The following is a 22292-nucleotide window of genomic DNA, read 5'->3' as shown; positions in this document are numbered from 1 at the left end:
TGTAGCCTGCGGGTACGCTATCAACGCACTGGCCGCACCCACTCACCTTCTCGGAAGTGCCTATGACCTTTGAAGTCCCTGCCCACGGCGGAAAACCCGTCAGCCGCATTCGTCAGAAAAACGAAGAGACCATCATCAAAGCCGCCGAAGACGAGTTCGCCCGTCACGGGTACAAAGGCACGAGCATGAACACCATCGCCCAGAATGCCGGGCTGCCCAAGGCGAACCTGCATTACTACTTCACCAACAAGCTCGGTTTGTACGTGGCGGTGTTGAGCAACATCATCGAGTTGTGGGACAGCACCTTCAACACCCTCACCGCCGAGGATGACCCGACCGAAGCCTTGACCCGCTACATCCGCGCAAAAATGGAGTTCTCCCGACGCCAGCCGCAAGCCTCGCGGATATTTGCCATGGAAGTCATCAGCGGCGGTGAATGCCTGACCGAGTACTTCAACCAGGATTATCGCGCCTGGTTCCAGGGCCGTGCGGGCGTGTTCCAGGCGTGGATCGACGCCGGTAAAATGGACCCGGTCGATCCGGTGCACCTGATCTTCCTGTTGTGGGGCAGCACCCAGCACTACGCCGACTTCGCCACGCAGATCTGCCGCGTCACCGGGCGCTCCAGGTTGACCAAGCAAGACATGGAAGACGCCGGGGACAACCTGATCCGCATCATTCTCAAAGGCTGCGGCCTGAAACCTGCCATCTAAGCACTTATGCCATTTACCCTCAGCGGTTTTTGCGAATACCGCGAAGAGATTCGCAAGAGCCGCTTCATTACCTTCGCCGCGCCGATCTCCAGCCCGGCCGAGGCCCAGGCGTTCATTGAACAGCACAGCGACTTGAATGCCTCGCACAACTGCTGGGCCTGGAAACTCGGCGATCAATATCGCAGCACCGATGATGGCGAGCCCGGCGGTACGGCCGGCCGGCCGATTCTGGCGGCGATCGAGGCGCAGGATTGCGATCAGGTCGCGGTGCTGGTGATTCGCTGGTATGGCGGCATCCAACTGGGCACCGGGGGGCTCGCCCGGGCCTATGGCGGGGGTGCAAACAAATGCCTGCAAACGGCGCCGAAGATCGAGCTGATCAGCCGGGTGCCGCTGCGTTGCGCGTGCGGATTTGCCGAGTTGGCCCTGGTCAAGCTGCGGGTGGCAGAGGCAGGGGGATTGGTTGTGGATGAAAGCTTCACCGCCAATGGTGTCGAGTTGCAGTTGGCCGTGGGCGCTGCACAGATCGACACCTTGCAGTCACAGCTGGCCGATTTGAGCCGCGGACGTATTTTGTTGCAGCGCTAAAAGCGCTTCAGTTCAGGCTGCGATTTTTTGGGGCACGCCGCTTTTTCACTTATTCCATATTTGCCCACATCTGCTGTGCACCCGCCTGTGGATAACCTGAGCACATACCGCTGTAACCCTTCTGTCATGCGGCTTTGCGGTCTTTGCTCAATTTTCGTCCAATCTGCCATCAAGCACATCAAATTCAAATAAAAACAAACAGTTACAACGGTTTATCGCCTTTAGAAGAAAGCCACTCAGTGCTTATGCCCGTGCTCTGAGCTTGCACACAAATACTGTGGAGCAATCTGTGGATAACCCGTTCATGGCCGCCTCGGCGCCCTGCACGGTATGGCTTGTGGTCGATTGCTCATTTTTTGAGCAAAAGCGCACGAGCAAAATCGGGGCTTGATTTGCACCCTTGCCCCCATGTGGTGCCGGGCTGCGCGTGGCACATTTGAAAGCTGTGTACTCAACGCCTCTGCTCGCAGGGCTTCGAGGTTTTCCTGACCTAGTGGCCAGAAAATTGCTTTATCCACAGGCACAAGTCCAACAGCACCGAGCCTGTCATGCCCAATCACGCTTCAATCCCCGACCCGGTTCCGCGCCTGCAACTGCGCAGAATCACAAAACGCTACCCCGGTTGCCTGGCCAACGATGCCATCGACCTGACCATTGCCCCTGGCGAGATCCATGCGCTGCTCGGCGAAAACGGCGCAGGCAAAAGCACGCTGATGAAGATCATCTACGGCGTGACCCACGCCGATTCCGGCGAAGTGATCTGGCAAGGTCAGCGGATGAGCCTGCGCAACCCGGCCCAGGCCCGGGGTTTGGGAATCGGCATGGTGTTCCAGCATTTCTCGCTGTTCGAAACCCTGAGCGTGGCGCAGAACATCGCCCTGGCCATGGGTGCGGCGGCAGGCACACCCAAACAGCTTGAGCCGAAGATTCGCGAGGTGTCCCGGCGCTACGGCATGGCGCTGGAACCTGAGCGACTTGTCCACAGCCTGTCGATCGGTGAACGGCAACGGGTGGAAATCATTCGCTGCCTGATGCAGGACATCCGCCTGTTGATTCTCGATGAGCCAACTTCGGTGCTGACGCCGCAAGAGGCCGACGACTTGTTCGTCACCCTGCGCCGGCTCGCCGCCGAAGGCTGCAGCATTTTGTTCATCAGCCACAAGCTTGGGGAAGTGCGTGCGTTGTGCCACAGCGCGACGGTACTGCGCGGCGGACGGGTGGCCGGGCATTGCCTGCCGGCGGAGTGTACGGATCAGCAGTTGGCGCGGTTGATGGTCGGTGAAGCCACGGAGTTGATCACCGATTATCCAAAGGTGACTGGCGCTGCGACGTTCCTCAGTGTGAATGGCTTGTCCTGGCACAACCCCGACCCGTTCGGTTGCTCGCTCAAGGACATCGACCTTGAAGTGCGTGGCGGTGAAATTGTCGGCATCGCCGGTGTCGCCGGCAATGGCCAGGATGAGTTGCTGGCCTTGCTCAGCGGCGAAGAACTGTTGCCCCGCAACGCCAGCGCGACGATCCGATTTGGCAAGGAGCCAGTCGCCCATTTGCGTCCCGATGCACGCCGCCAACTCGGCCTGGCGTTCGTTCCCGCCGAACGCCTGGGTCATGGTGCGGTGCCGGAGCTGAGCCTGGCGGACAACGCGCTGCTGACCGCTTTCCAGCAGGGACTGGTGAGTAACGGCCTGATCCAGCGCGGCAAAGTCGAAGCACTGGCCGAGGAAATCATCCGCCGTTTCGGGGTCAAGACACCCGATAGCCAGGCGCAGGCCCGCAGCCTGTCCGGAGGCAATTTGCAGAAATTCATCCTTGGCCGGGAAATCCTTCAGCGACCGAAACTGCTGGTCGCCGCACACCCGACCTGGGGTGTGGACGTCGGTGCCGCCGCCGCCATACATCGCGCGTTGATTGCCTTGCGCGATGCTGGCGCGGCGATCCTGGTGATCTCCGAAGACCTCGACGAACTGTTCCAGATCAGCGACCGCCTCGGCGCCCTGTGCGGCGGTCGACTGTCCGCGCTCCACGCCACAGTCGACACGCGCCTGAGCGATGTCGGCGGCTGGATGGCCGGCCAGTTCGGTGCCCCTCAATCACTCGCATCCGCCTCGCGTTAACGGAGTGTCACATGCTGCTTTCTCTTGAACCCCGGGGCCAGCAATCGCGCCTGATGCTGTGGTGCTCGCCGTTGCTGGCGGCTGCACTGACCCTGGGCTGTGGATCCTTGTTGTTTATCGCGCTCGGGCACGACCCGCTGCTAACCTTGCACACCTTGCTGATCGCGCCGGTCAGCGACCTGTATGGCGTCTCCGAATTGTTGGTCAAAGCCCTGCCGATTCTGCTCTGCGCATTGGGCCTGGCGGTCGCCTATCAGGCGCGCATCTGGAACATCGGTGCCGAAGGTCAACTGCTGCTCGGTGCGTTGGCCGGCAGTGCGCTGGCGGTGAACATCATCGATATGCAAAGCCGCTGGGCGCTGGTGCTGATCTTGCTTACCGGCACCTTGGCCGGAGCTGCGTGGGCCGGGCTGACGGCGTGGTTGCGCACGCGTTTCAACGCCAATGAGATCCTCACCAGCATTATGCTCAACTACATCGCCCTGAACCTTTTGCTGTATTGCGTGCACGGCCCACTGAAAGATCCGGAAGGTTTCAATTTTCCGCAATCGGCGATGTTCGGTGACGCCAGCCGCTTGCCGCTGCTCATGGAGGATGGCCGGGGCCACGCCGGGGTTTACTTCGCCCTGCTCGCGCTGGTGACCGTGTGGGTGTTGTTGCAAAAAAGCTTTGTCGGTTTCCAGATCAAAGTGCTCGGGCTGGACAAGCGTGCCGCCGGTTTCGTCGGCTTTCGCGAGAAGCGCCTGATCTGGCTCGCGCTGTTGATCAGCGGCGGTCTGGCGGGACTGGCCGGTGTGTGCGAAGTCACCGGCCCCATCGGCCAGTTGGTGCCGCAGGTCTCGCCGGGCTACGGCTATGCGGCGATCACCGTGGCATTTCTCGGCCGCCTGAATCCTGTCGGCATCCTGTTTTCCAGCCTGTTGATGGCGCTGCTGTACATCGGCGGCGAAAGCGCACAAATGAGCCTGAATCTGCCGCAAGCGATCACCCAATTGTTCCAGGGCATGATGCTGTTTTTCCTGCTGGCCAGTGATGTGCTGATTCTCTACCGACCGCGCTTGAACCTGCGCTGGCCCCGTCGCGCACAAGCCACCGCCGTACAAGCAGGAGCGTTGTGATGGATATCGATCTGCTGAGCAATATTTTCTACGCCATGGTCCGCTGCGGTACGCCGTTGCTGCTGGTGGCGCTGGGGGAACTGATCTGCGAGAAAAGCGGCGTCCTCAACCTCGGCCAGGAAGGCATGATGCTGTTTGGCTCGGTGATCGGTTTCATCGTCGCGTTCAACACCGGCCACCTGTGGCTCGGCGTGTTGCTGGCGATGCTCGCCGGGATGCTGTTGTCGTCGCTGTTCGCCCTGGTGGCACTGGTGTTCAACGCCAATCAGGTGGCCACCGGTCTGGCCCTGACGATTTTCGGCGTGGGCCTGTCGACCTTTGTCGGGGCGGCGTGGGTCGGCAAGCCGCTGGCGGGGTTCGAGCCGATGGCGATTCCATATTTGAGCGAGATCCCGCTGATCGGGCGGATGCTGTTTGCCCAGGACCTGTTGGTGTATTTGTCGTTCGCGCTGTTTGCACTGGCGGCCTGGGTAATTCTGAAAAGCCGCGTCGGGCTGATCATTCAGGCGGTCGGGGAAAACCCGGATGCGGCCAGCGCCATGGGCTTGCCGGTGTTGGCTGTGCGCACGCTGGCGGTGTTGTTCGGCGGTGCGATGGCTGGGTTGGCCGGGGCTTATCTGTCCCTGGCCTACACACCGATGTGGGCGGAGAACATGAGTGCCGGGCGCGGCTGGATTGCCCTGGCGCTGGTGGTGTTCGCCAGTTGGCGGGTGTGGCGCCTGCTGCTTGGCGCGTACCTGTTCGGGCTCGCCAGCATCCTGCACCTGGTGGCGCAGGGGTTAGGGCTGGCGATTCCGTCGAGTCTGCTGGCGATGTTGCCGTATGTCGCGACCATTGTGGTGCTGGTGTTGCTGTCACGGGATGCGCAGCGCACACGGTTGTATGCGCCGGTGTCGTTGGGGCAGCCGTGGCAGGCTGGGCATTAGTGGTTGTCTGGGCGGGCCTCTTCGCGAGCAGGCTCGCTCCCACAATGATCCGGGGTTGGCTCAATATTAGTGTTCGACACAGCCACCCTGTGGGAGCGAGCCTGCTCGCGAAAGCGTCCGAACAGGCAACACCTGAGCAATGCCCCACGCCAATTCAAACACCAGAAAAACCACCAGCAGCGAACTCGCGCCATGGATCAGAGCATATGCCTGCCAGGCCGAGAACAGAAACCTGGCCACGGCGTCATACCGCCCATAAACCTGCTGCGGATCACGAATCCGCAGCACCGACCATATGCAGACAATCGACCCCAGCAGATTCGCCATCAGCATGTGCACCGGTTCGAACGGTGGCAGCTCACCGGGCAAACTCAACGCCTGACTCACCCCCGTCAAAACCCCATGCAACGCCGCAAAACTCCACGGCGTGACAAACGCGACCGTCACAATCAGGTCATACCAGGCACTGCCTTGCACCAACCGGCGATATTGCGCTGTAGTCCACATCGACATTGCTCCATCAATTCAGGGAGCAACAAGGCTAAAGCCTGGAGTATGCTCCAGGGTCAAGCCCTCTCGAGACGTCATGATGCGCATCGGTGAATTAGCCCAGGCCAGCGCCGTCAGCCGCGACACGCTGCGCTTTTACGAGCAGCGCGGGTTGATTGCGGCGCAACGCAGCGCCAACGGGTATCGCGACTATCCGCCAGACATGGTGCAACTGGTGCAGTACATCAAGACCGCTCAACGACTGGGCTTTACCCTCGGCGAGATCGGCGACAGCGTCGCTACAATCTGGCAATCGCCCGATCCGGACAGCGCCGTCACGCAACTGCTGCAAGACAAACTCAAACTGATCGAAGCCCGCATGGCCGAACTCGGCGCGCTGCGCGACGAGTTGCAACAACGGCTCGGGCAACAGTGTCCATTGAATCCACGATCCTGAACTTTCAAGGAAGCCACTCATGTCCAAGGCAAAAACCGCACTCATCATCGGCGCCTCCCGGGGGCTTGGCCTCGGGCTGGTGAAAACCCTGCTGGCCGATGGCTGGCAAGTCACCGCCACCGTGCGCGATCCGCAAAAAGCCGAAGCCTTGCAGGCCCTGGGCAATGTGCGGATCGAAAAGCTCGACATGGACGATCAGCCGGCGGTGTCCGCCCTGAGCCAACAACTCAAGGGTGATGTGTTTGACCTGTTGTTCGTCAATGCCGGGGTCAAGGGGCCGGATGTCCAGACGCCGAACGGCGGCGCGACAATGGCCGAAGTCGGTCAGCTGTTTTTCACCAACGCCGTGGCGCCGATCAACCTGGCCCAGCGTTTTGTCGAGCAACTGCGCCCGGACACCGGCGTGCTGGCCTTCATGAGTTCGGTGCTGGGCAGCGTGACCATGCCCGATGCGCCAGAACTTGCACTGTACAAGGCCAGCAAGGCGGCACTGAATTCCATGACCAGCAGCTTCGTCACTCAGTTGGGCGAAACCGGGCTCACCGTGCTGTCGCTGCACCCGGGCTGGGTGAAAACCGACATGGGTGGTGAAGGCGCGGACATCGACGTGGAAACCAGCACCCGTGGCCTGATCGATCAAGTGAATGCGTATGTCGGCAAGGGCGGGCATCACTTCATCAACTACCGGGGTGAAACCATTCCCTGGTAACACCCCATAACCTGTGGGAGCGAGCCTGCTCGCGATGGCGGTGTATCAGGCACAGATGTTGTCGACTGACACTCCGTCATCGCGAGCAGGCTCGCTCCCACAGGGTTACTCTTCGTCTGGTCGGGTTGGGCTTGCCCGCCAGAGCGTTTTGATCGACACTGCGCACCTCGCCTCCCCGGCGAACCTGGATCAGCAGACAGGGCAACACTGAGCTGGCAACCCTGAACCCAACTTTCAGAGGAGCCGGCCAACATGCCTGCGACCCGTACCTGGTTAAAAAATCCCCTCGCCATTTTCACCTCCAACGGTCTCGATGCCCGTGGCGGTCTGGTGCTGCAAGACGGTTTGATCGTCGAAGTACTCGGCGCCGGTCAACAACCGTCCGCACCGTGCAATGAAGTGTTCGATGCCCGCGAGCATGTGATCCTGCCGGGCCTGATCAACACCCATCACCACTTCTATCAAACCCTGACCCGCGCCTGGGCGCCGGTGGTCAACCAGCCGCTGTTCCCGTGGCTGAAAACCCTGTACCCGGTCTGGGCACGCCTGACCCCGGAAAAACTCGCCCTCGCCACCAAAGTCGCGTTGGCTGAATTGCTGCTGTCCGGTTGCACCACCGCGGCTGACCATCACTACCTGTTCCCGGAAGGTCTGGAAAACGCGATCGACGTGCAGGTCGAGAGCGTTCGCGAGCTGGGCATGCGCGCCATGCTCACCCGCGGTTCCATGAGCCTCGGTGAAAAGGACGGTGGCCTGCCGCCGCAACAGACCGTGCAGGAAGGCGAAGTGATCCTCGCCGACAGCCAGCGGCTGATCGCCGAATACCACGAACGCGGTGACGGCGCGCAAATCCAGATCGCCCTGGCACCTTGCTCGCCGTTCTCGGTGACACCGGAAATCATGTCGGCCAGTGCCGAACTGGCTAACAAACTCGACGTGCGCCTGCACACCCACCTGGCAGAAACCCTCGACGAAGAAGATTTCTGCCTGCAACGCTTCGGCCTGCGCACCGTGGACTATCTGGACAGTGTTGGCTGGCTTGGTCCGCGTACCTGGCTGGCCCATGGCATCCATTTCAACCCGGATGAAATCGCCCGCCTCGGCGCCGCCGGCACCGGCATTTGCCATTGCCCGAGTTCGAACATGCGCCTGGCCTCGGGCATCTGCCCGACCATCGAGTTGACCGATGCCGGTGCCTTGCTTGGTTTGGGCGTGGACGGTTCGGCGTCCAACGATGCCTCGAACATGATGCTCGAAGCGCGTCAGGCGTTGTACATCCAACGCCTGCGCTACGGCGCCGAGAAGATCACCCCGGAGCGCGTGTTGGGTTGGGCGACCAAGGGTTCGGCGAGCCTGCTGGGCCGTACCGATATCGGCGAATTGGCGGTGGGCAAGCAGGCTGACCTGGCGATGTTCAAACTGGATGAACTGCGCTTCTCCGGCAGTCATGATCCGATCTCGGCGTTGCTGCTATGCGGTGCTGATCGCGCGGATCGAGTGATGGTCGGCGGCAAGTGGCGGGTGATAGACGGGCAGGTCGAAGGGCTGGATCTGAAGGGGTTGATTGCTGATCACAGCCAGGCGGCTCGGCAGTTGATCGCCGGGACCTGATACAACACCGATTAAAACTGTGGGAGCGGGCTTGCTCCGGGCGGCGTTCCGACGAAGGGGTTGTGTCAGTCGATATTTATGTGACTGACACAACCCCCTCGCGAGCAAGACCGCTCCCACATTGGTTTTGTGAAGGGTCATGGCCATCTGGATTGGCGCACCAGTGGATGGCAGTTGTGCAAGGACATGCACTGTTATCGGACTTCAAGAACCTGTCGCGAGCCTGCTCGCGATAGCATCACCGCGGATTCATGTTTTGTTGTCTTGTTGGTCAGCAATTTGCATTGCCCTGTGCAAGCCAGAGAGCCCAGCCAACCACACAACAAAATGGAGTTCCAATTCATGCACAACCGTCCGTTGAAGAAGCTGCTTTGCGCCGTTGCGGCGGCCATCGGTTTGAGCGCCAGCCTGACCGCCGCAGCCGCCGATCCGCTGAAAGTCGGCTTCGTCTATATCGGTCCGATCGGTGACCACGGCTGGACGTATCAGCATGAACAGGGGCGCAAGGAACTCGCGGAAAAATTCGGCTCGCAGATCACCACCAACTACGTGGAAAACGTCCCCGAAGGCGCCGACGCCGAGCGGGTGATCCGCAACATGGCCAAGGACAAGTACGACCTGATCTTCACCACCTCCTTCGGCTACATGAACCCGACGGTGAAAGTTGCCAAACAGTTTCCCAAGGTGACCTTCGAACACGCCACCGGCTACAAGCAGGACAAGAACCTCGGCACTTACCTGGCGCGCACGTATGAGGGCCGCTACGTCGGCGGCTTCCTCGCGGCGAAGATGACCAAGACCAAGAAGGTCGGCTACGTCGCCTCGTTCCCGATCCCGGAAGTGATCCGCGACATCAACGCTATCCAGCTGGCCCTGAACAAGTACAACCCCGGCACCGAGATCAAGGTGGTGTGGGTCAACTCCTGGTTCGACCCGGGCAAGGAAGCCGATGCCGCCAACGCGCTGATCGACCAGGGCGTGGACGTGGTGTTCCAGCACACCGACAGCCCCGCGCCGATCCAGGCCGCCGAACGTCGCGGCGTGTACGCCGTGGGCTACGCTTCGGACATGGCGCACTTCGGACCGAAAGCGGTACTGACCTCCATCGTCAACGATTGGGGCCCGCACTACGTTCAGGCAACCCAAAGCGTGATCGACCATGACTGGAAGCCCCAGGACTACTGGGGCGGTTTGAAGGAAGGCACCGTTGAGCTGCCGATCAGCGACCTGGTGCCGGCGTCGGTGAAGAGCGAAGCCGAGCAGCTCATCGCCGACATCAAGAGCGGTGCGCTGCAACTGTTCACCGGGCCGATCAAGGATCAGGCCGGGGTCGAGAAAATTCCGGCGGGCGTGAGCGCGACCACGGCGGAACTGGCGTCGATGAATTACTACGTGGAAGGCATGAAGGCCGAGATTCCGAAGTAACGTTTTAACCACAACACAAAATCCTGTGGGAGCGGGCTTGCTCGCGAAAGCGTCATCTCAGTCGATGTATATGTCGCCTGACACACCGCTTTCGCGAGCAAGCCCGCTCCCACATTGGATCTTCAGCGTTCTTAAGGACTGCGCATGAACAGCCTCCCCATCATCGACATCACCCCGCTCTACAGCGCCGACCAAATCGCCTGGCAAACTGTCGCCAATCAAATCGACCTCGCCTGCCGTGAGTGGGGCTTTTTCTACATCAAGGGCCACCCGATCAGCACTGCGCGAATCGACGAGCTGCTCGATCACGCCAAGCGCTTCTTCGCCCAACCCACCGCCGAAAAGCTCAAGATCGACATCACTCAAACCCGTCACCATCGCGGCTACGGCGCCATTGCCACCGAGCAATTGGACCCAAGCAAACCCAGCGACCTCAAAGAAACCTTCGACATGGGCCTGCACCTGCCGGCCGAGCACCCTGACGTACTGGCGGAAAAACCCTTGCGCGGCCCCAATCGCCATCCGTCCATGACCGGCTGGGAAGCGTTGATGGAACAGCACTACGTCGACATGCAAGCCCTCGCGCAAACGCTGTTACGGGCCATGACCATCGCGCTGGGAATTAAGCGCGATTTCTTCGACACACGCTTCAATGACCCGGTCAGCGTACTGCGGATGATCCATTACCCGCCGCGCCACACCGCCAGTTCCGAAGAGCAACAAGGTGCCGGGGCGCACACCGACTACGGCTGCATCACCCTGCTCTATCAGGACGCCGCCGGTGGCTTGCAGGTACGCAACGTCAAAGGCGAATGGATCGACGCGCCGCCGATCGAAGGTACGTTCGTGGTCAACCTCGGCGACATGATGGCGCGCTGGAGCAATGACCGTTACCTGTCGACGCCGCACCGGGTGATCAGCCCGCTCGGCGTGGATCGTTATTCGATGCCGTTCTTCGCCGAGCCGCACCCGGATACCCGCATCGAATGCCTGCCCGGCTGTCAGGACGCATTGCACCCGGCGAAATACCCGCTCACCACCTGCGCCGAGTTCCTGCTCTCGCGCTTCGCCGATACCTACGCTTACCGACGGGAACTGGAAGCGGTGTGATGAACCGCCTGGTCAGGTTTTACCAATTGTTGCGGCAACCCTCTGTAGAATGGCGACCATTGCACCTGATGAGAAAAGAATTATGTACGACTGGCTGAACGCCCTGCCCAAGGCAGAGTTGCACCTGCACCTGGAAGGCTCGCTGGAACCCGAGCTGTTGTTCGCCCTGGCCGAGCGCAACAAGATTGCCTTGCCATGGAACGACGTCGAAACCTTGCGCAAGGCGTATGCCTTCAACAACCTGCAGGAGTTCCTCGACCTGTATTACCGGGGTGCCGATGTGCTGCGCACGTCCCAGGATTTCTATGACCTGACCTGGGCGTACCTGCTGCGCTGCAAAGAGCAGAACGTGATTCACACCGAACCGTTCTTCGACCCGCAGACCCACACCGACCGTGGCATCCCGTTCGAGGTGGTGCTCAACGGCATCGCCGCCGCGCTGAAGGATGGCGAGCAGCAACTGGGCATCACCAGTGGTTTGATCCTGAGCTTCCTGCGCCATCTGAGCGAAGACCAGGCACAGAAAACCCTCGACCAGGCGTTGCCGTTCCGCGATGCGTTCGTCGCCGTGGGCCTGGACAGTTCCGAGATGGGGCACCCGCCAAGCAAGTTCCAGCGCGTGTTCGATCGCGCCCGTCACGAAGGCTTCCTGACCGTCGCCCACGCCGGTGAAGAAGGCCCGCCCGAGTACATCTGGGAAGCCATCGACCTGCTGAAAATCCAGCGCATCGACCATGGTGTGCGCGCCATCGAAGACGAGCGCCTGATGCAGCGAATCATCGACGAGCAGATCCCGCTGACCGTATGCCCGTTGTCGAACACCAAGCTTTGCGTGTTCGATCACATGTCCCAGCACAACATTCTCGACATGCTGGAGCGCGGCGTAAAAGTGACCGTGAACTCCGACGACCCGGCGTACTTCGGTGGCTATGTCACCGAGAACTTCCATGCGCTGCACACCCACTTGGGCATGACCCAGGATCAGGCCAAACGCCTGGCGCAGAACAGCCTCGATGCGCGGTTGGTGAAGCCCTAAAGTCAAACGCAAATCCTTGTAGGAGCTGGCTTGCCAGCGATAAGGCCATCACCTCCAATGTTGATGCTGGTTGGGAGGCCGCCATCGCCGGCAAGCCGGCTCCTACAGCGCCATTTCCAACTCGGTTTCCTGGGCAAAGCGATGAATTTCGCGCTGCCCGGAGGCAGTCACCTGTAAGGCTCGGGAATCGTTGGGCAGGCTCAGCCACCCCGACTGCATGAACAGCTGCAACAGTGCCGCGCCTAGCGAGCCGCCCAAGTGCGGGCGTCTTTCGCTCCAGTCAGGGCACGCGCAGGCAACCCTGCCGTTGTGATGGGCCAGCGCCTGGATGAATACGCCCCGTGCCGCCAACTCCGTCGCGCCCTTGAGCGTGACCGTGACCCGCTGATCAAAGTGTTCGATCCAGCCTGCCTCCAGCAGTCGCTGATACAGATCGGCGGACAGGGTGCCCCCCAAGTGATCGTCGCACAGTCGGGCACTCAGCAATGACGAACGCACCGCCCGGGGTTTGGCGAGAGGCACATTACGCTTGAATACGTCCGGAATATCCTGGGGTGCGCTGGCGAAGGTCGCGCTGGCCAGTGCTTCGATTGCCGCCCCGACCTCGGGCGCGGCCAGGCGGAAGAAGCGTTTGCGGCCGCGGTTTTCAACCCTCAGCAGACCTCCGGCGGACAAACGTCCCAGGTGTGCACTGGCCGAAGACGGTGACAGGCTGGCCAGCAATGCCAACTCTTCGGTTGTTCGCGCCGAACCATCCATCAAGGCCCACATCATTGCGCTGCGCTTTGGGTCAGCCAGCAATGTGGCGATCTGGCTGATGCAAGGTGCATGTTCCATGTATTCACTCCCTGTTGAATCGATTCGTCTACTGCCCAGAGAAATCTTGACCAGTAATGTGTCGTCGGCCAATCCGTGGAAACTGCCATAAGCCCGGCAACGCCTTGCTCACTCATTAGCGCTGCCTGGCCGATGCTGCGAAGGCCAGAAGGTTGACCGTGCAGCCGGGCCGACTCGTACGTGGACCCGCCATTGGGGGATCGACGCTACGTATATGATGAGGGCGTTAGTATATTCGGGTTGGTCGGCGGATCCTTTCCTCCGCCCGGCGTAGGTGGTGATCGTTCCTGAGGGAAATTTCTCTTTTTTTGGGCGACTAATGATCGATTTCCGCAAAACCTGGAAATTGACTGCTCAAAAGGGCGCATCGTCTGGCAAGCATTTGACGCAACAGGTTCACCGGCTTACTCAATTGTGCGCGATGGGCGCACAGCAGATTCAACGGTGCGCGCTCACAGAGCAGCTCTGGCATCAGCACCTTCAAGCGGCCGGCCAGTACATCGGCGGCCACATCGAGCCAGGACTTGTAAGCGATCCCGGCTCCTGCCACGGCCCAAAGGCGCACGACATCGGCATCGTCACTGAAACGATCGCCGCTGACGGTCAGGCTGACTTCGCGTTTGCCATCGTGAAAACTCCAGTGATCGTGGACCCGGCTGCCGAGCATGTACAACAGGCAATTGTGCTGTGCCAGTTGCTCCAGATGCCGCGGCTCGCCATGCCGGGCCAGATAGCCGGGAGCGGCGCACAGCACCCGGCGGTTCTGCGGGGCGATGGGCAGCGCCACCAGGCTGGAGTCCTCCGGCTCACCGTAGCGCAGGGCAATGTCTACCGGTTGACGAAACAGATCGGCGATGCGGTCCCCCAGCAGCAGGCGCACGGTGAGTTTCGGATGCTCGCGTTGAAACTCGTCGAGCCAGGGCAGCAGCAGGTTGCGGCCAAAGTCCGATGGCGCCGACAGTTGCAGCACCCCGCTGACCTGGTCCTGACCACTGGCCAGCAATCGCCGGCCCTCGTCAAGATTGCTCAGGGCCGCGCGGGCGTATTTGAGAAAGCCCTCGCCTTCGGCGGTCAGGCGCAGGCTGCGGGTCGAACGGGCCAACAATCGGGCGCCGAGTTGCTGTTCGATGCGCTTGAGCGCCGCACTGGCCACGGCCGCCGACATGTCCATGCCCCGCGCGGCGGCGGACAGACTGCCAAGGTCCGCCGCCCGGACAAACAACTGCAAGTCATCGAAACGCAGCATCAGAGCACCGATTATCAAAAAAATATTGAAAGAGACTGCTCTTTTAGCCGGTTTTATCTTCAGGAGAAATAGCCAATCATCTGCCTCATCGAATCTATTCTTTATTAGTGTTCCGGAGCCGCCCATGAAAGCCATTGCCTACTACGCCTCGTTGCCGATCAGTGACGACAAGGCTCTGCAAGACATCGAATTGCCGGACCCGGTTGCCGGTCCCCGCGACTTGCTGGTGGAAGTCAAAGCCATCTCGGTCAACCCGGTAGACACCAAGGTGCGCCAGAACGTCCAGCCCGAAGGTGGTGCGGCCAAGGTGTTGGGTTGGGATGTGGCCGGTGTGGTCAAGGCGGTGGGCAGTGAGGTGACACTGTTCCAGGCCGGCGACAAGGTGTATTACGCCGGCTCCATCGCGCGTGCGGGCGGCAACAGCGAGTTGCATGTGGTGGACGAGCGCATCGTCGGCCACATGCCAAAGACCCTGGGTTTCGCCGAGGCCGCTGCCCTGCCGCTCACCGCGATCACGGCGTGGGAGCTGTTGTTCGAGCGCCTGCAAGTGCGCGAAGGTAAAACCGACGAAGGCCAGAGCCTGTTGATCGTCGGCGCGGCGGGTGGCGTGGGCTCGATGCTTACGCAGCTCGCTCACCAACTGACGGCCCTGAAAGTCATCGGCAGCGCTTCGCGTGCGCAGACCCAAAGCTGGGTGAAGGAACTGGGCGCCGATCTGGTGATCGACCATAGTCAGCCACTGAGCGAAGCACTCAAACGTGCCGGCGTGGATCAAGTCACCCACGTTGCCAGCCTGACGCAAACCGACCAGCACCTGGACCAATTGGTCGAGGCATTGGCACCCCAAGGCAAACTGGCGCTGATCGATGATCGATGATCCCAAGTCGCTGGACGTGACCAAGCTCAAACGCAAGAGCCTGTCACTGCACTGGGAGTTCATGTACACCCGTTCGCTGTTTGAAACCGCGGACATGATCGAGCAGCACAACCTGCTCAATCGCGTCGCCTGGCTGATCGATGCCGGGACCCTGAAAACCACGGTGGGCGAACACTTCGGCACAATCAATGCGGCCAACTTACGCCGTGCCCATGCCCTGCTGGAGAGTGGCAAAGCCAAGGGCAAGATTGTGCTGGAAGGGTTCTGAAGCGCTGAAAAAAACCGCCGCTGATTTCATCGCCTTCTGCTGTTTTCCGACTGCGACCGGGCAATCCCGGTCGCAGACAGCCTCTGTGGGCACCCTCGAAAACCGTGTTTTTTTTAGTTACAAACCGTCAGTCAGACAGTTGATCCTTGTCACAATGGTGAGCGTATACGGGACTACAATCGAATCTCCTGCGAGGTATTCTTTTGCGTAACGTCTTTTACGAGAGGTGATCAGCTATGAAGATCCTGATAAAAGAACTGGCAAAATCCCAGTGGCAAGTCCGCCTTGACCAACATGCTGTGACGTTCCGCAGCGAAGCAGAAGCTCGCGCTTTCACGCGTACCCTTGAAGCCCGTATCCAGGCCCCTCACCAGATTCCCGTCCTCCTTGCGCAGCGTGCAGCCGGCTGACTCCGGCCTCAAACCTGGGCTTGCGCCAGCGCCCGGGCATTTTGCAAACGCCGGGTGAGCACCGCTGCGCTCACCACCAGAATTCCACACAGGCTGATGACCATGGCCATCGGCACGGCGCTGCCGTCGTGCAGCACGCCCACCAGCGCAGAGGCGCCGGCAGCCACGCTGAATTGCAGACAACCGAGCAGCGCCGACGCGCTGCCGGCCCGTGCGCCCTGCCCGTTCATCGCACAAGCCGCCGCGTTGGGGCTGATGCAACCGAGGCTGGCGATACAGATGAACAATGGAATCAGCAGCGGCCACAGTTGTGCCGGGTGCAGAGAGCTGACAGCGAGCAGGGCCAAGCCGGCCGCCAGATAGACCCACACCGCGCGCGCCAGCAAGAACGTCGGGCCACGCTTGGCCAGTAACCGCGCGTTGACCTGCGCCACCAGAATGAAGCCCGCCGCATTGATGCCGAACAGCCAGCCGAAATGCTCGGCCGCAACGCCGTAGAGCTTGATGATGATGAAGGGTGAACCGGCGATGTAGGCAAACATCCCGGCGATGGCGATGCCCCCGGTCAAGGCATGGCCAAGAAATATCGGGTCGGCCAGCAATCGGCCGTACTGGCGCAGCGCACCCGACAGCGGTTGACGCGGCATGTGGGCCGGCATGCTTTCCGGCAATCCCGTCGCAACCGCCAGCCCCGCCAGCGCACTGAAACCGGTCAAGGCCAGGAAGATCGACTGCCAGCCTGTGGTGTTGACCAACAACCCACCCAGCAATGGCGCGAGAATGGGGGCAAGCCCCATCACCAGCATCAGCTGCGAAAAGACTTTCGCCGACCCCACCGCATCACACTTGTCGCTGACCACCGCCCGGGAAATCACCATCCCCGCGCAGCCGCCCAACGCCTGGACGAAACGCGCGCCGATCAGCCATTCCAGGTTCGGCGCATAGGCGCACGCCACGGATGCTGCGGTGAACAGGCCGACACCGATGAGCAATGGAATGCGTCGCCCGAAACGATCCGCCACCGGGCCATAGGCCAACTGACCGATGGACAAGCCGAGGAAGTACACCGCCAACGTCATCTGAACGTGATTTTCGTCCGTCCCGAAAGCCAGAGCCATGGCCGGGAAGGCCGGCAAGTAGAAATCGATCGCCAGCGGACCGAAAGCGCTCAAGGCGCCAAGAATCAGAATGGTACGAAAGTTCATCAGGCATCCAGTGGGGCAGTAGTCGGCAGCCCGACAGTCTAGCCGCGCATGGACGCCTTGAACATTCCGGTAGCTCGCTAACTATCAAATTCAGGCCAGTTTGACGCCGTAGCCCTCTTCGCTGATCGCCTCGATCACTTGCTGGGCGGTCAGCGCACTTTCGACACCGACCTCCCTGGCCGCCAGATCGACCCGCACACTGGCTGCGGGGTCTTTGGCCTGGACCGCCTGAGTGATGGCCTTGACGCAGTGGCCACAAGACATGCCTTCAACGTTGAACACTTGCATGGGATGACTCCTTTTCCGAGGGTTGAACCCAGTTTCGAGCTTGCCACCATGGCAAGGTCAAGTTCTGACGTTAACTGCCGGGCTGGCAATCGGTGCGACGCTCGGCCAAGCTGCGTCCATCAATGACTCGAACTCAGGAGATTCAGCCATGCGCTGGTCAGTTTTCAGCCTGTTTGGCTTTCTCAGCCTTTTCGCCATCGTGCCTTCGGTCAATGCTGCCGGTCAGGATTATGGCGTGCTGATCATTTCCCGCGAGCGCCTGGAAGTCGCGACCAGCTGCGAGATCGGTGTGTACATCCAGGATCAACTGGCAGCGCGTCTGTTTCAAGAACAGAGCACCTCGTTCAACCTGCCGCCGGGCATTGTATCGCTACGCCTGAAACTGCTGCCGGGCCAGGTCCCGGGTTGCAATCCGGGCATGCTCGCGCCGGGTTCGCAGGATATCCAGCTCAAGGCCGGGGATGTGCTCAAGTACCGGATCGCGATGACGCAGGAAGGGATGTACCTGAAACGCGCCGGTCTCGGCTACTGATACCTGTCACCCCCTGTGGGAGCGAGCTTGCTCGCGATGAGGCCATCAGCGTCAACATCTTTGTTGACTGATACACCGCCATCGCGAGCAAGCTCGCTCCCACAGGGGATCACAGCCAGGCACAGGCCCCGGGCACTCCCACATCAGATTGGCACTTGACCTTGCCAGCATGGCAAGGTTGATCCTGTGGTCATCTACTACAGGGAGTGCGACCGATGTCCGAATCCACCACGTTCGACCTGCCGATTGCCGGCATGACCTGCGCCAGTTGCGCCGGGCGGGTTGAGCGCGCCTTGAGCAAAGTCATTGGCGCCAGTGCCGTCAGCGTCAACCTCGCTACTGAACAGGCGCGGGTCCAGGCACCCAGCAACAGCCTGCCGGCCCTGATGGATGCCGTGGTCAAGGCCGGCTATAGCGTGCCGCAGCAGAGCCTGGAATTGAGCATCGACGGCATGACCTGCGCATCCTGCGTCGGTCGCGTCGAACGTGCGCTGGGCAAGGTTGCCGGAGTGAAAAGTGTCAGCGTCAACCTGGCCAACGAACGCGCCCACCTTGAACTGCTCGGCCAGATCGACCCGCAAACCTTGATCACCGCGGTGGCCAAGGCTGGCTACAGCGCCACCGTATGGGAAGCCGAACACCCGACAACCGATAATCAGCAACAGCGCCTGCATCGCGAACGCCTGGCCTTGATCATCGCCATTGCCCTCGCCTTGCCGCTGGTATTGCCGATGCTGCTGCAGCCATTCGGCGTGCACTGGATGCTCCCGGCCTGGGTGCAATTCGCCTTGGCCACGCCGGTGCAATTCATCTTCGGCGCACGGTTTTACGTCGCCGCCTGGAAAGCCGTGCGCGCCGGAGCCGGCAACATGGACCTGCTGGTCGCCCTGGGCACCAGCGCCGGGTATGGCTTGAGCCTGTACGAATGGGCCACCGCCGCCGGGCGCATGCCGCATCTGTATTTCGAAGCCTCGGCGGTGGTGATTGCCCTGGTGCTGCTGGGCAAGTACCTGGAAAGCCGCGCCAAGCGCCAGACCGCCAGCGCCATCCGTGCCCTCGAAGCCTTGCGCCCGGAACGGGCGATCCGGGTGATCGATGGCCACGAGCAAGACGTCGCCATCAGCGCCCTGCGCCTCAATGACCTGGTGATGGTCAAACCCGGCGAACGCTTCCCGGTGGACGGCGAAGTGGTTGAAGGCCAGAGCCATGCCGACGAAGCCCTGATCAGCGGCGAGAGCCTGCCGGTGCCCAAGCAGCCCGGCGACAAAGTCACCGGTGGCGCGATCAACGGTGAAGGCCGGTTGCTGGTGCGTACCCAGGCCCTCGGTGCGGAAACCGTGCTGGCGCGGATCATCCGCTTGGTGGAAGACGCCCAGGCCGCAAAAGCGCCGATCCAGAAACTGGTGGATAAAGTCAGCCAGGTGTTCGTGCCCACCGTGCTGCTGATTGCCCTGGCCACCCTGATCGGTTGGTGGCTGTATGGCGCGCCGATGGAAACCGCGCTGATCAACGCCGTGGCGGTGCTGGTGATCGCCTGCCCGTGCGCCCTGGGCCTGGCCACGCCGACGGCGATCATGGCCGGCACCGGCGTGGCGGCACGGTACGGGATTCTGATCAAGGACGCCGAAGCACTGGAGCGTGCCCATGAAGTCAGCGCGGTAGTGTTCGACAAGACCGGCACCCTGACCTCCGGCACCCCGCGCATTGCCCATCTGAGTGCCATCGACGGTAATGAGGCGAACCTGCTGCAATTGGCCGGCGCCCTGCAACGCGGCAGTGAGCATCCGCTGGCCAAGGCTGTTCTGGATGCCTGTACCGAGCGTGGATTGAAGGTGGCCGATGTCAGCGAGAGCCAGTCCCTGACCGGCCGTGGCATCGCCGGCAGCCTCGAAGGGCGTTACCTGGCGCTGGGTAATCGGCGTCTGCTGGAGGACAGCGGCTTGAACGCCGGGCCGTTGACCGACTCGGCGACCGCATGGGAAAGCGAAGGCCGGACCTTGTCCTGGCTGATCGAACAGTCCCCAGAACCACAGGTGCTGGGCCTGTTCGCCTTTGGTGACACCCTCAAGCCCGGCGCGCTGCAAGCGGTGCAACAACTCAGCGCAAGGAACATCAGCAGCCACCTGCTGACCGGCGACAATCGCGGCAGCGCCAAGGTGGTCGCCGAGGCGCTGGGCATCCACGATGTGCATGCCGAAGTGCTGCCGGCAGACAAAGCTGCCACGGTCGCCGCACTGAAACAAACCGGTGTGGTGGCGATGGTCGGCGACGGCATCAACGACGCCCCGGCACTGGCCGCCGCCGACATCGGCATCGCCATGGGGGGCGGCACCGACGTCGCCATGCACGCGGCCGGCATCACCCTGATGCGCGGCGATCCGCGACTGGTACCGGCCGCGCTGGAGATCAGCCGCAAGACCTACGCCAAGATTCGGCAGAACCTGTTCTGGGCCTTCGTCTATAACCTGATCGGCATTCCGCTGGCGGCGTTCGGCTTCCTCAATCCAGTGCTGGCCGGTGCGGCGATGGCGTTGTCGAGCGTCAGCGTGGTGAGCAATGCGCTACTGTTGAAAACCTGGAAACCCAAGGACCTGGAGGACAACCGATGAACATCGGCCAAGCGGCCCGCCACAGCGGCCTGAGCGCAAAGATGATCCGTTATTACGAATCCATCGGCCTGCTCAAGGCGGCCCATCGCACCGACAGCGGTTACCGGGTATACGGCGATGACGACCTGCACACCCTGGCGTTCATCAAGCGCTCGCGGGACCTGGGGTTTTCCCTGGAAGAAGTCGGCAAGTTGCTGACCCTCTGGCAAGACCGCCAACGCGCCAGCGCCGATGTGAAAGCCCTGGCCCGCCAGCACATCGATGAGTTGAACCAGAAGATCCGCGAACTCGGCCAGTTGCGCGACACCTTGCAGGACCTGGTTGAGCACTGCCAGGGCGATCATCGGCCGGATTGCCCGATTCTGAAGAATCTGGAGTCGGGGTGTTGTGCCACTCCGACTCAAGCCTGATCCCTGTGGGAGCGAGCCTGCTCGCGAAAGCGGTGTATCTGTCACCTTGATGTCGGATGTACCGACGTCTTCGCGAGCAGGCTCGCTCCCACACTGGATTTGTGTTGCGCACAAAAAACCCGGCCAAAGCCGGGTTTTTCTTTAACCGATCACTGCATCCACGGTGGAGGCGGTTCTTCGGTCTTGCCCGGCGGAGCATCGTCCGCCGCGCGTACGGCTTGCTTGCGCTCTTCATCCAGGCGCGCGGCCTCGATCTCGCGCATGATTCCGCCCACGTCGGCCAACTCTTCCGTGTCGGCGAACTCGCCGGTCAGGACACTGGCCGGGTGCAAGGTGCCGGCCTCGTACAAGGCCCACATTTCCTTGGCGTACTTGGTCTTCTTCAACTCCGGCGCAAACCGCCCGAAGTAGGACGCCATGTTGCCCACATCCCGCTCCAGCATGCTGAACGCGTGGTTGTTGCCCGCCGCGTCCACCGCCTGCGGCAGGTCGATGATGACCGGGCCGGTCGGCGTCAGCAGCACGTTGAACTCGGACAAGTCGCCGTGCACCAGACCGGTACACAGCATCAGCACGATCTGGGAAATCAGATACGCGTGATACTCCCGGGCCTGGTCCGGTTCCAGCACCACATCGTTCAGGCGTGGCGCGGCATCACCGTACTCGTCGGCCACCAGTTCCATGAGCAGCACGCCTTCGAGGAAGTCGAACGGCTTGGGTACCCGCACACCGGCATTGGCCAGACGGAACAGCGCCGCCACTTCGGCGTTCTGCCAGGCGTCCTCGGTTTCCTTGCGGCCAAACTTGGAGCCCTTGGCCATCGCACGGGCCTGACGGCTGTTGCGTACCTTGCGGCCTTCCTGGTACTCGGCCGCCTGACGGAAACTGCGTTTATTCGCCTCCTTGTAGACCTTCGCGCAACGCAACTCGTTGCCGCAGCGCACCACATAAACAGCTGCTTCTTTACCACTCATGAGTGGGCGCAGCACCTCGTCGACCAGACCGTCCTCGATCAGGGGTTCAATGCGTTTTGGAGTCTTCATCAGCTTTTATTGTGGGTCCTTTATTACCAAACACGCGAAAGTCATTCGTTATACGGCAATCCACTCACCGGGGGGAGGGGTTGCCGACTTATGAACATTGCAGAAGCACACAATGTGCCGATTTCATCAAGTAAAACCGACGACCGCCATGGTCGTTCCAGATCATAGCCGAGCCTGCGTCACTTGTTGTGCAGGGGCATTGAGAGCAATTGCGACAGAAGCTGACACCACAGCTCATGCCTTCCGTAGGATTTTTCCCAACAGACCTCAA

21 protein-coding genes and 3 pseudogenes are annotated in these 22292 nt (G+C 61.2%); 17 read left to right on the top strand and 7 right to left on the bottom strand.

Annotation, left to right across the window (positions count from 1 at the left end; all coding sequences use genetic code 11):
- Window positions 1–62 precede the first annotated feature (62 nt).
- From WHX55_RS03250 to WHX55_RS03230, 5 genes are all read left to right on the top strand, one after another.
- Window positions 63–713, top strand: coding sequence for a TetR/AcrR family transcriptional regulator (locus tag WHX55_RS03250; protein WP_353742047.1), 651 nt, complete (start codon window positions 63–65; stop codon window positions 711–713).
- 6 nt (window positions 714–719) lie between these two features.
- The gene (locus tag WHX55_RS03245; RefSeq protein WP_353742046.1) at window positions 720–1301 is read left to right on the top strand and encodes a YigZ family protein; all 582 of its coding nucleotides are present in this window, start codon (window positions 720–722) and stop codon (window positions 1299–1301) included.
- Between the two features lie 548 nt (window positions 1302–1849).
- Entirely contained in the window at window positions 1850–3415 is a 1566-nt protein-coding gene (locus tag WHX55_RS03240) for an ABC transporter ATP-binding protein (RefSeq protein WP_353742045.1), read from the top strand.
- Window positions 3416–3426: 11 nt separating this feature from the next.
- The gene (locus WHX55_RS03235; RefSeq protein ID WP_353742044.1) at window positions 3427–4533 is read left to right on the top strand and encodes an ABC transporter permease; all 1107 of its coding nucleotides are present in this window, start codon (window positions 3427–3429) and stop codon (window positions 4531–4533) included.
- The gene (locus WHX55_RS03230) at window positions 4533–5459 is read left to right on the top strand and encodes an ABC transporter permease (RefSeq protein WP_353742043.1); all 927 of its coding nucleotides are present in this window, start codon (window positions 4533–4535) and stop codon (window positions 5457–5459) included. The genes WHX55_RS03235 and WHX55_RS03230 overlap by 1 nt, the downstream gene beginning before the upstream one ends.
- Window positions 5460–5525: 66 nt before the next feature.
- Here the strand turns inward: WHX55_RS03230 and WHX55_RS03225 are convergent, their stop codons facing one another.
- Window positions 5526–5966 (bottom strand): hypothetical protein, encoded by a 441-nt coding sequence (locus tag WHX55_RS03225; protein WP_353742042.1) that lies wholly within the window; start codon window positions 5964–5966, stop codon window positions 5526–5528.
- 82 nt (window positions 5967–6048) lie between these two features.
- Here WHX55_RS03225 and WHX55_RS03220 point away from each other — a divergent pair, with 82 nt between their 5' ends.
- Complete coding sequence (locus WHX55_RS03220; RefSeq protein WP_353743020.1) at window positions 6049–6405, top strand: MerR family transcriptional regulator; 357 nt, start codon at window positions 6049–6051, stop codon at window positions 6403–6405.
- Window positions 6406–6424: 19 nt separating this feature from the next.
- A complete protein-coding gene (locus WHX55_RS03215; RefSeq protein ID WP_353742041.1) occupies window positions 6425–7114 on the top strand; it encodes an SDR family oxidoreductase in 690 nt (229 codons plus the stop codon).
- 2 nt (window positions 7115–7116) lie between these two features.
- Here the strand turns inward: WHX55_RS03215 and WHX55_RS03210 are convergent.
- Window positions 7117–7215: pseudogene (locus WHX55_RS03210) on the bottom strand (metal ABC transporter ATP-binding protein); the annotation flags it as partial.
- Window positions 7216–7366: 151 nt separating this feature from the next.
- On the opposite strand from WHX55_RS03210, the gene WHX55_RS03205 reads away from it, so the two are divergent.
- The 5 genes and pseudogenes from WHX55_RS03205 to WHX55_RS03185 all read left to right on the top strand — a co-directional run bounded on the left by WHX55_RS03205 (window position 7367) and on the right by WHX55_RS03185 (window position 12296).
- Window positions 7367–8725 carry an 8-oxoguanine deaminase gene (locus tag WHX55_RS03205; RefSeq protein ID WP_353742040.1) on the top strand — a complete coding sequence of 453 codons (1359 nt, stop codon included), beginning with the start codon at window positions 7367–7369 and terminating at the stop codon, window positions 8723–8725.
- 342 nt (window positions 8726–9067) lie between these two features.
- Window positions 9068–10150 (top strand): BMP family ABC transporter substrate-binding protein, encoded by a 1083-nt coding sequence (locus WHX55_RS03200; RefSeq protein WP_353742039.1) that lies wholly within the window; start codon window positions 9068–9070, stop codon window positions 10148–10150.
- Window positions 10151–10175: 25 nt separating this feature from the next.
- Window positions 10176–10262: pseudogene (locus WHX55_RS03195) on the top strand (metal ABC transporter ATP-binding protein); the annotation flags it as partial.
- A gap of 32 nt (window positions 10263–10294) precedes the next feature.
- Window positions 10295–11260: a 2-oxoglutarate and iron-dependent oxygenase domain-containing protein gene (locus tag WHX55_RS03190; protein WP_353742038.1), complete on the top strand. Its 966-nt coding sequence runs from the start codon at window positions 10295–10297 to the stop codon at window positions 11258–11260.
- Window positions 11261–11342: 82 nt separating this feature from the next.
- Window positions 11343–12296 carry an adenosine deaminase gene (locus tag WHX55_RS03185; protein WP_150727777.1) on the top strand — a complete coding sequence of 318 codons (954 nt, stop codon included), beginning with the start codon at window positions 11343–11345 and terminating at the stop codon, window positions 12294–12296.
- A gap of 102 nt (window positions 12297–12398) precedes the next feature.
- On the opposite strand, the gene WHX55_RS03180 is transcribed toward WHX55_RS03185, so the two are convergent.
- Window positions 12399–13133, bottom strand: coding sequence for a helix-turn-helix transcriptional regulator (locus tag WHX55_RS03180; RefSeq protein WP_150756627.1), 735 nt, complete (start codon window positions 13131–13133; stop codon window positions 12399–12401).
- A 316-nt stretch (window positions 13134–13449) separates the two neighbouring features.
- Window positions 13450–14379 (bottom strand): LysR family transcriptional regulator, encoded by a 930-nt coding sequence (locus tag WHX55_RS03175; protein ID WP_353742037.1) that lies wholly within the window; start codon window positions 14377–14379, stop codon window positions 13450–13452.
- 124 nt (window positions 14380–14503) lie between these two features.
- On the opposite strand from WHX55_RS03175, the pseudogene WHX55_RS03170 reads away from it, so the two are divergent.
- Together WHX55_RS03170 and WHX55_RS03165 are read left to right on the top strand one after the other, a co-directional pair.
- Window positions 14504–15524: pseudogene (locus tag WHX55_RS03170) on the top strand (zinc-binding alcohol dehydrogenase family protein).
- A 236-nt stretch (window positions 15525–15760) separates the two neighbouring features.
- Window positions 15761–15934 (top strand): hypothetical protein, encoded by a 174-nt coding sequence (locus WHX55_RS03165; RefSeq protein WP_008050343.1) that lies wholly within the window; start codon window positions 15761–15763, stop codon window positions 15932–15934.
- 8 nt (window positions 15935–15942) lie between these two features.
- On the opposite strand, the gene WHX55_RS03160 is transcribed toward WHX55_RS03165, so the two are convergent.
- Both WHX55_RS03160 and WHX55_RS03155 read right to left on the bottom strand, forming a co-directional pair.
- Window positions 15943–17139, bottom strand: coding sequence for a multidrug effflux MFS transporter (locus WHX55_RS03160; RefSeq protein WP_150727781.1), 1197 nt, complete (start codon window positions 17137–17139; stop codon window positions 15943–15945).
- A gap of 90 nt (window positions 17140–17229) precedes the next feature.
- A complete protein-coding gene (locus WHX55_RS03155) occupies window positions 17230–17427 on the bottom strand; it encodes a cation transporter (protein ID WP_150727782.1) in 198 nt (65 codons plus the stop codon).
- Between the two features lie 148 nt (window positions 17428–17575).
- Between WHX55_RS03155 and WHX55_RS03150 the strand changes: the two genes are divergently transcribed.
- The 3 genes from WHX55_RS03150 to cueR all read left to right on the top strand — a co-directional run bounded on the left by WHX55_RS03150 (window position 17576) and on the right by cueR (window position 20978).
- Entirely contained in the window at window positions 17576–17959 is a 384-nt protein-coding gene (locus WHX55_RS03150; RefSeq protein ID WP_353742036.1) for a hypothetical protein, read from the top strand.
- A gap of 215 nt (window positions 17960–18174) precedes the next feature.
- On the top strand, window positions 18175–20568 hold the full coding sequence (locus WHX55_RS03145; protein ID WP_353742035.1) for a heavy metal translocating P-type ATPase: 2394 nt from the start codon (window positions 18175–18177) through the stop codon (window positions 20566–20568).
- A complete protein-coding gene (cueR, locus tag WHX55_RS03140) occupies window positions 20565–20978 on the top strand; it encodes a Cu(I)-responsive transcriptional regulator (protein WP_150727785.1) in 414 nt (137 codons plus the stop codon). Before WHX55_RS03145 ends, cueR begins: the two co-directional genes overlap by 4 nt.
- A gap of 149 nt (window positions 20979–21127) precedes the next feature.
- Here the strand turns inward: cueR and WHX55_RS03135 are convergent, their stop codons facing one another.
- On the bottom strand, window positions 21128–22021 hold the full coding sequence (locus tag WHX55_RS03135) for a PA4780 family RIO1-like protein kinase (protein WP_150727786.1): 894 nt from the start codon (window positions 22019–22021) through the stop codon (window positions 21128–21130).
- Between the last annotated feature and the right edge of the window lie 271 nt (window positions 22022–22292).

The sequence above is a fragment of the Pseudomonas fluorescens genome (assembly GCF_040448305.1).
Lineage (GTDB): Bacteria > Pseudomonadota > Gammaproteobacteria > Pseudomonadales > Pseudomonadaceae > Aquipseudomonas > Aquipseudomonas fluorescens_BH.
This window is presented reverse-complemented; position numbering and strand designations above follow the sequence as displayed.

Excerpts from the sequence above, each read along its gene's own strand:
- WHX55_RS03250 (WP_353742047.1), top strand. The coding sequence starts at position 63 with ATGACCTTTGAAGTCCCTGCCCACGGCGGAAAACCCGTCAGCCGCATT.
- WHX55_RS03245 (WP_353742046.1), top strand. The coding sequence starts at position 720 with ATGCCATTTACCCTCAGCGGTTTTTGCGAATACCGCGAAGAGATTCGC.
- WHX55_RS03240 (WP_353742045.1), top strand. The coding sequence starts at position 1,850 with ATGCCCAATCACGCTTCAATCCCCGACCCGGTTCCGCGCCTGCAACTG.
- WHX55_RS03235 (WP_353742044.1), top strand. The coding sequence starts at position 3,427 with ATGCTGCTTTCTCTTGAACCCCGGGGCCAGCAATCGCGCCTGATGCTG.
- WHX55_RS03230 (WP_353742043.1), top strand. The coding sequence starts at position 4,533 with ATGGATATCGATCTGCTGAGCAATATTTTCTACGCCATGGTCCGCTGC.
- WHX55_RS03225 (WP_353742042.1), bottom strand. The coding sequence starts at position 5,966 with ATGTGGACTACAGCGCAATATCGCCGGTTGGTGCAAGGCAGTGCCTGG.
- WHX55_RS03220 (WP_353743020.1), top strand. The coding sequence starts at position 6,049 with ATGCGCATCGGTGAATTAGCCCAGGCCAGCGCCGTCAGCCGCGACACG.
- WHX55_RS03215 (WP_353742041.1), top strand. The coding sequence starts at position 6,425 with ATGTCCAAGGCAAAAACCGCACTCATCATCGGCGCCTCCCGGGGGCTT.
- WHX55_RS03205 (WP_353742040.1), top strand. The coding sequence starts at position 7,367 with ATGCCTGCGACCCGTACCTGGTTAAAAAATCCCCTCGCCATTTTCACC.
- WHX55_RS03200 (WP_353742039.1), top strand. The coding sequence starts at position 9,068 with ATGCACAACCGTCCGTTGAAGAAGCTGCTTTGCGCCGTTGCGGCGGCC.
- WHX55_RS03190 (WP_353742038.1), top strand. The coding sequence starts at position 10,295 with ATGAACAGCCTCCCCATCATCGACATCACCCCGCTCTACAGCGCCGAC.
- WHX55_RS03185 (WP_150727777.1), top strand. The coding sequence starts at position 11,343 with ATGTACGACTGGCTGAACGCCCTGCCCAAGGCAGAGTTGCACCTGCAC.
- WHX55_RS03180 (WP_150756627.1), bottom strand. The coding sequence starts at position 13,133 with ATGGAACATGCACCTTGCATCAGCCAGATCGCCACATTGCTGGCTGAC.
- WHX55_RS03175 (WP_353742037.1), bottom strand. The coding sequence starts at position 14,379 with ATGCTGCGTTTCGATGACTTGCAGTTGTTTGTCCGGGCGGCGGACCTT.
- WHX55_RS03165 (WP_008050343.1), top strand. The coding sequence starts at position 15,761 with ATGAAGATCCTGATAAAAGAACTGGCAAAATCCCAGTGGCAAGTCCGC.
- WHX55_RS03160 (WP_150727781.1), bottom strand. The coding sequence starts at position 17,139 with ATGAACTTTCGTACCATTCTGATTCTTGGCGCCTTGAGCGCTTTCGGT.
- WHX55_RS03155 (WP_150727782.1), bottom strand. The coding sequence starts at position 17,427 with ATGCAAGTGTTCAACGTTGAAGGCATGTCTTGTGGCCACTGCGTCAAG.
- WHX55_RS03150 (WP_353742036.1), top strand. The coding sequence starts at position 17,576 with ATGCGCTGGTCAGTTTTCAGCCTGTTTGGCTTTCTCAGCCTTTTCGCC.
- WHX55_RS03145 (WP_353742035.1), top strand. The coding sequence starts at position 18,175 with ATGTCCGAATCCACCACGTTCGACCTGCCGATTGCCGGCATGACCTGC.
- cueR (WP_150727785.1), top strand. The coding sequence starts at position 20,565 with ATGAACATCGGCCAAGCGGCCCGCCACAGCGGCCTGAGCGCAAAGATG.
- WHX55_RS03135 (WP_150727786.1), bottom strand. The coding sequence starts at position 22,021 with ATGAAGACTCCAAAACGCATTGAACCCCTGATCGAGGACGGTCTGGTC.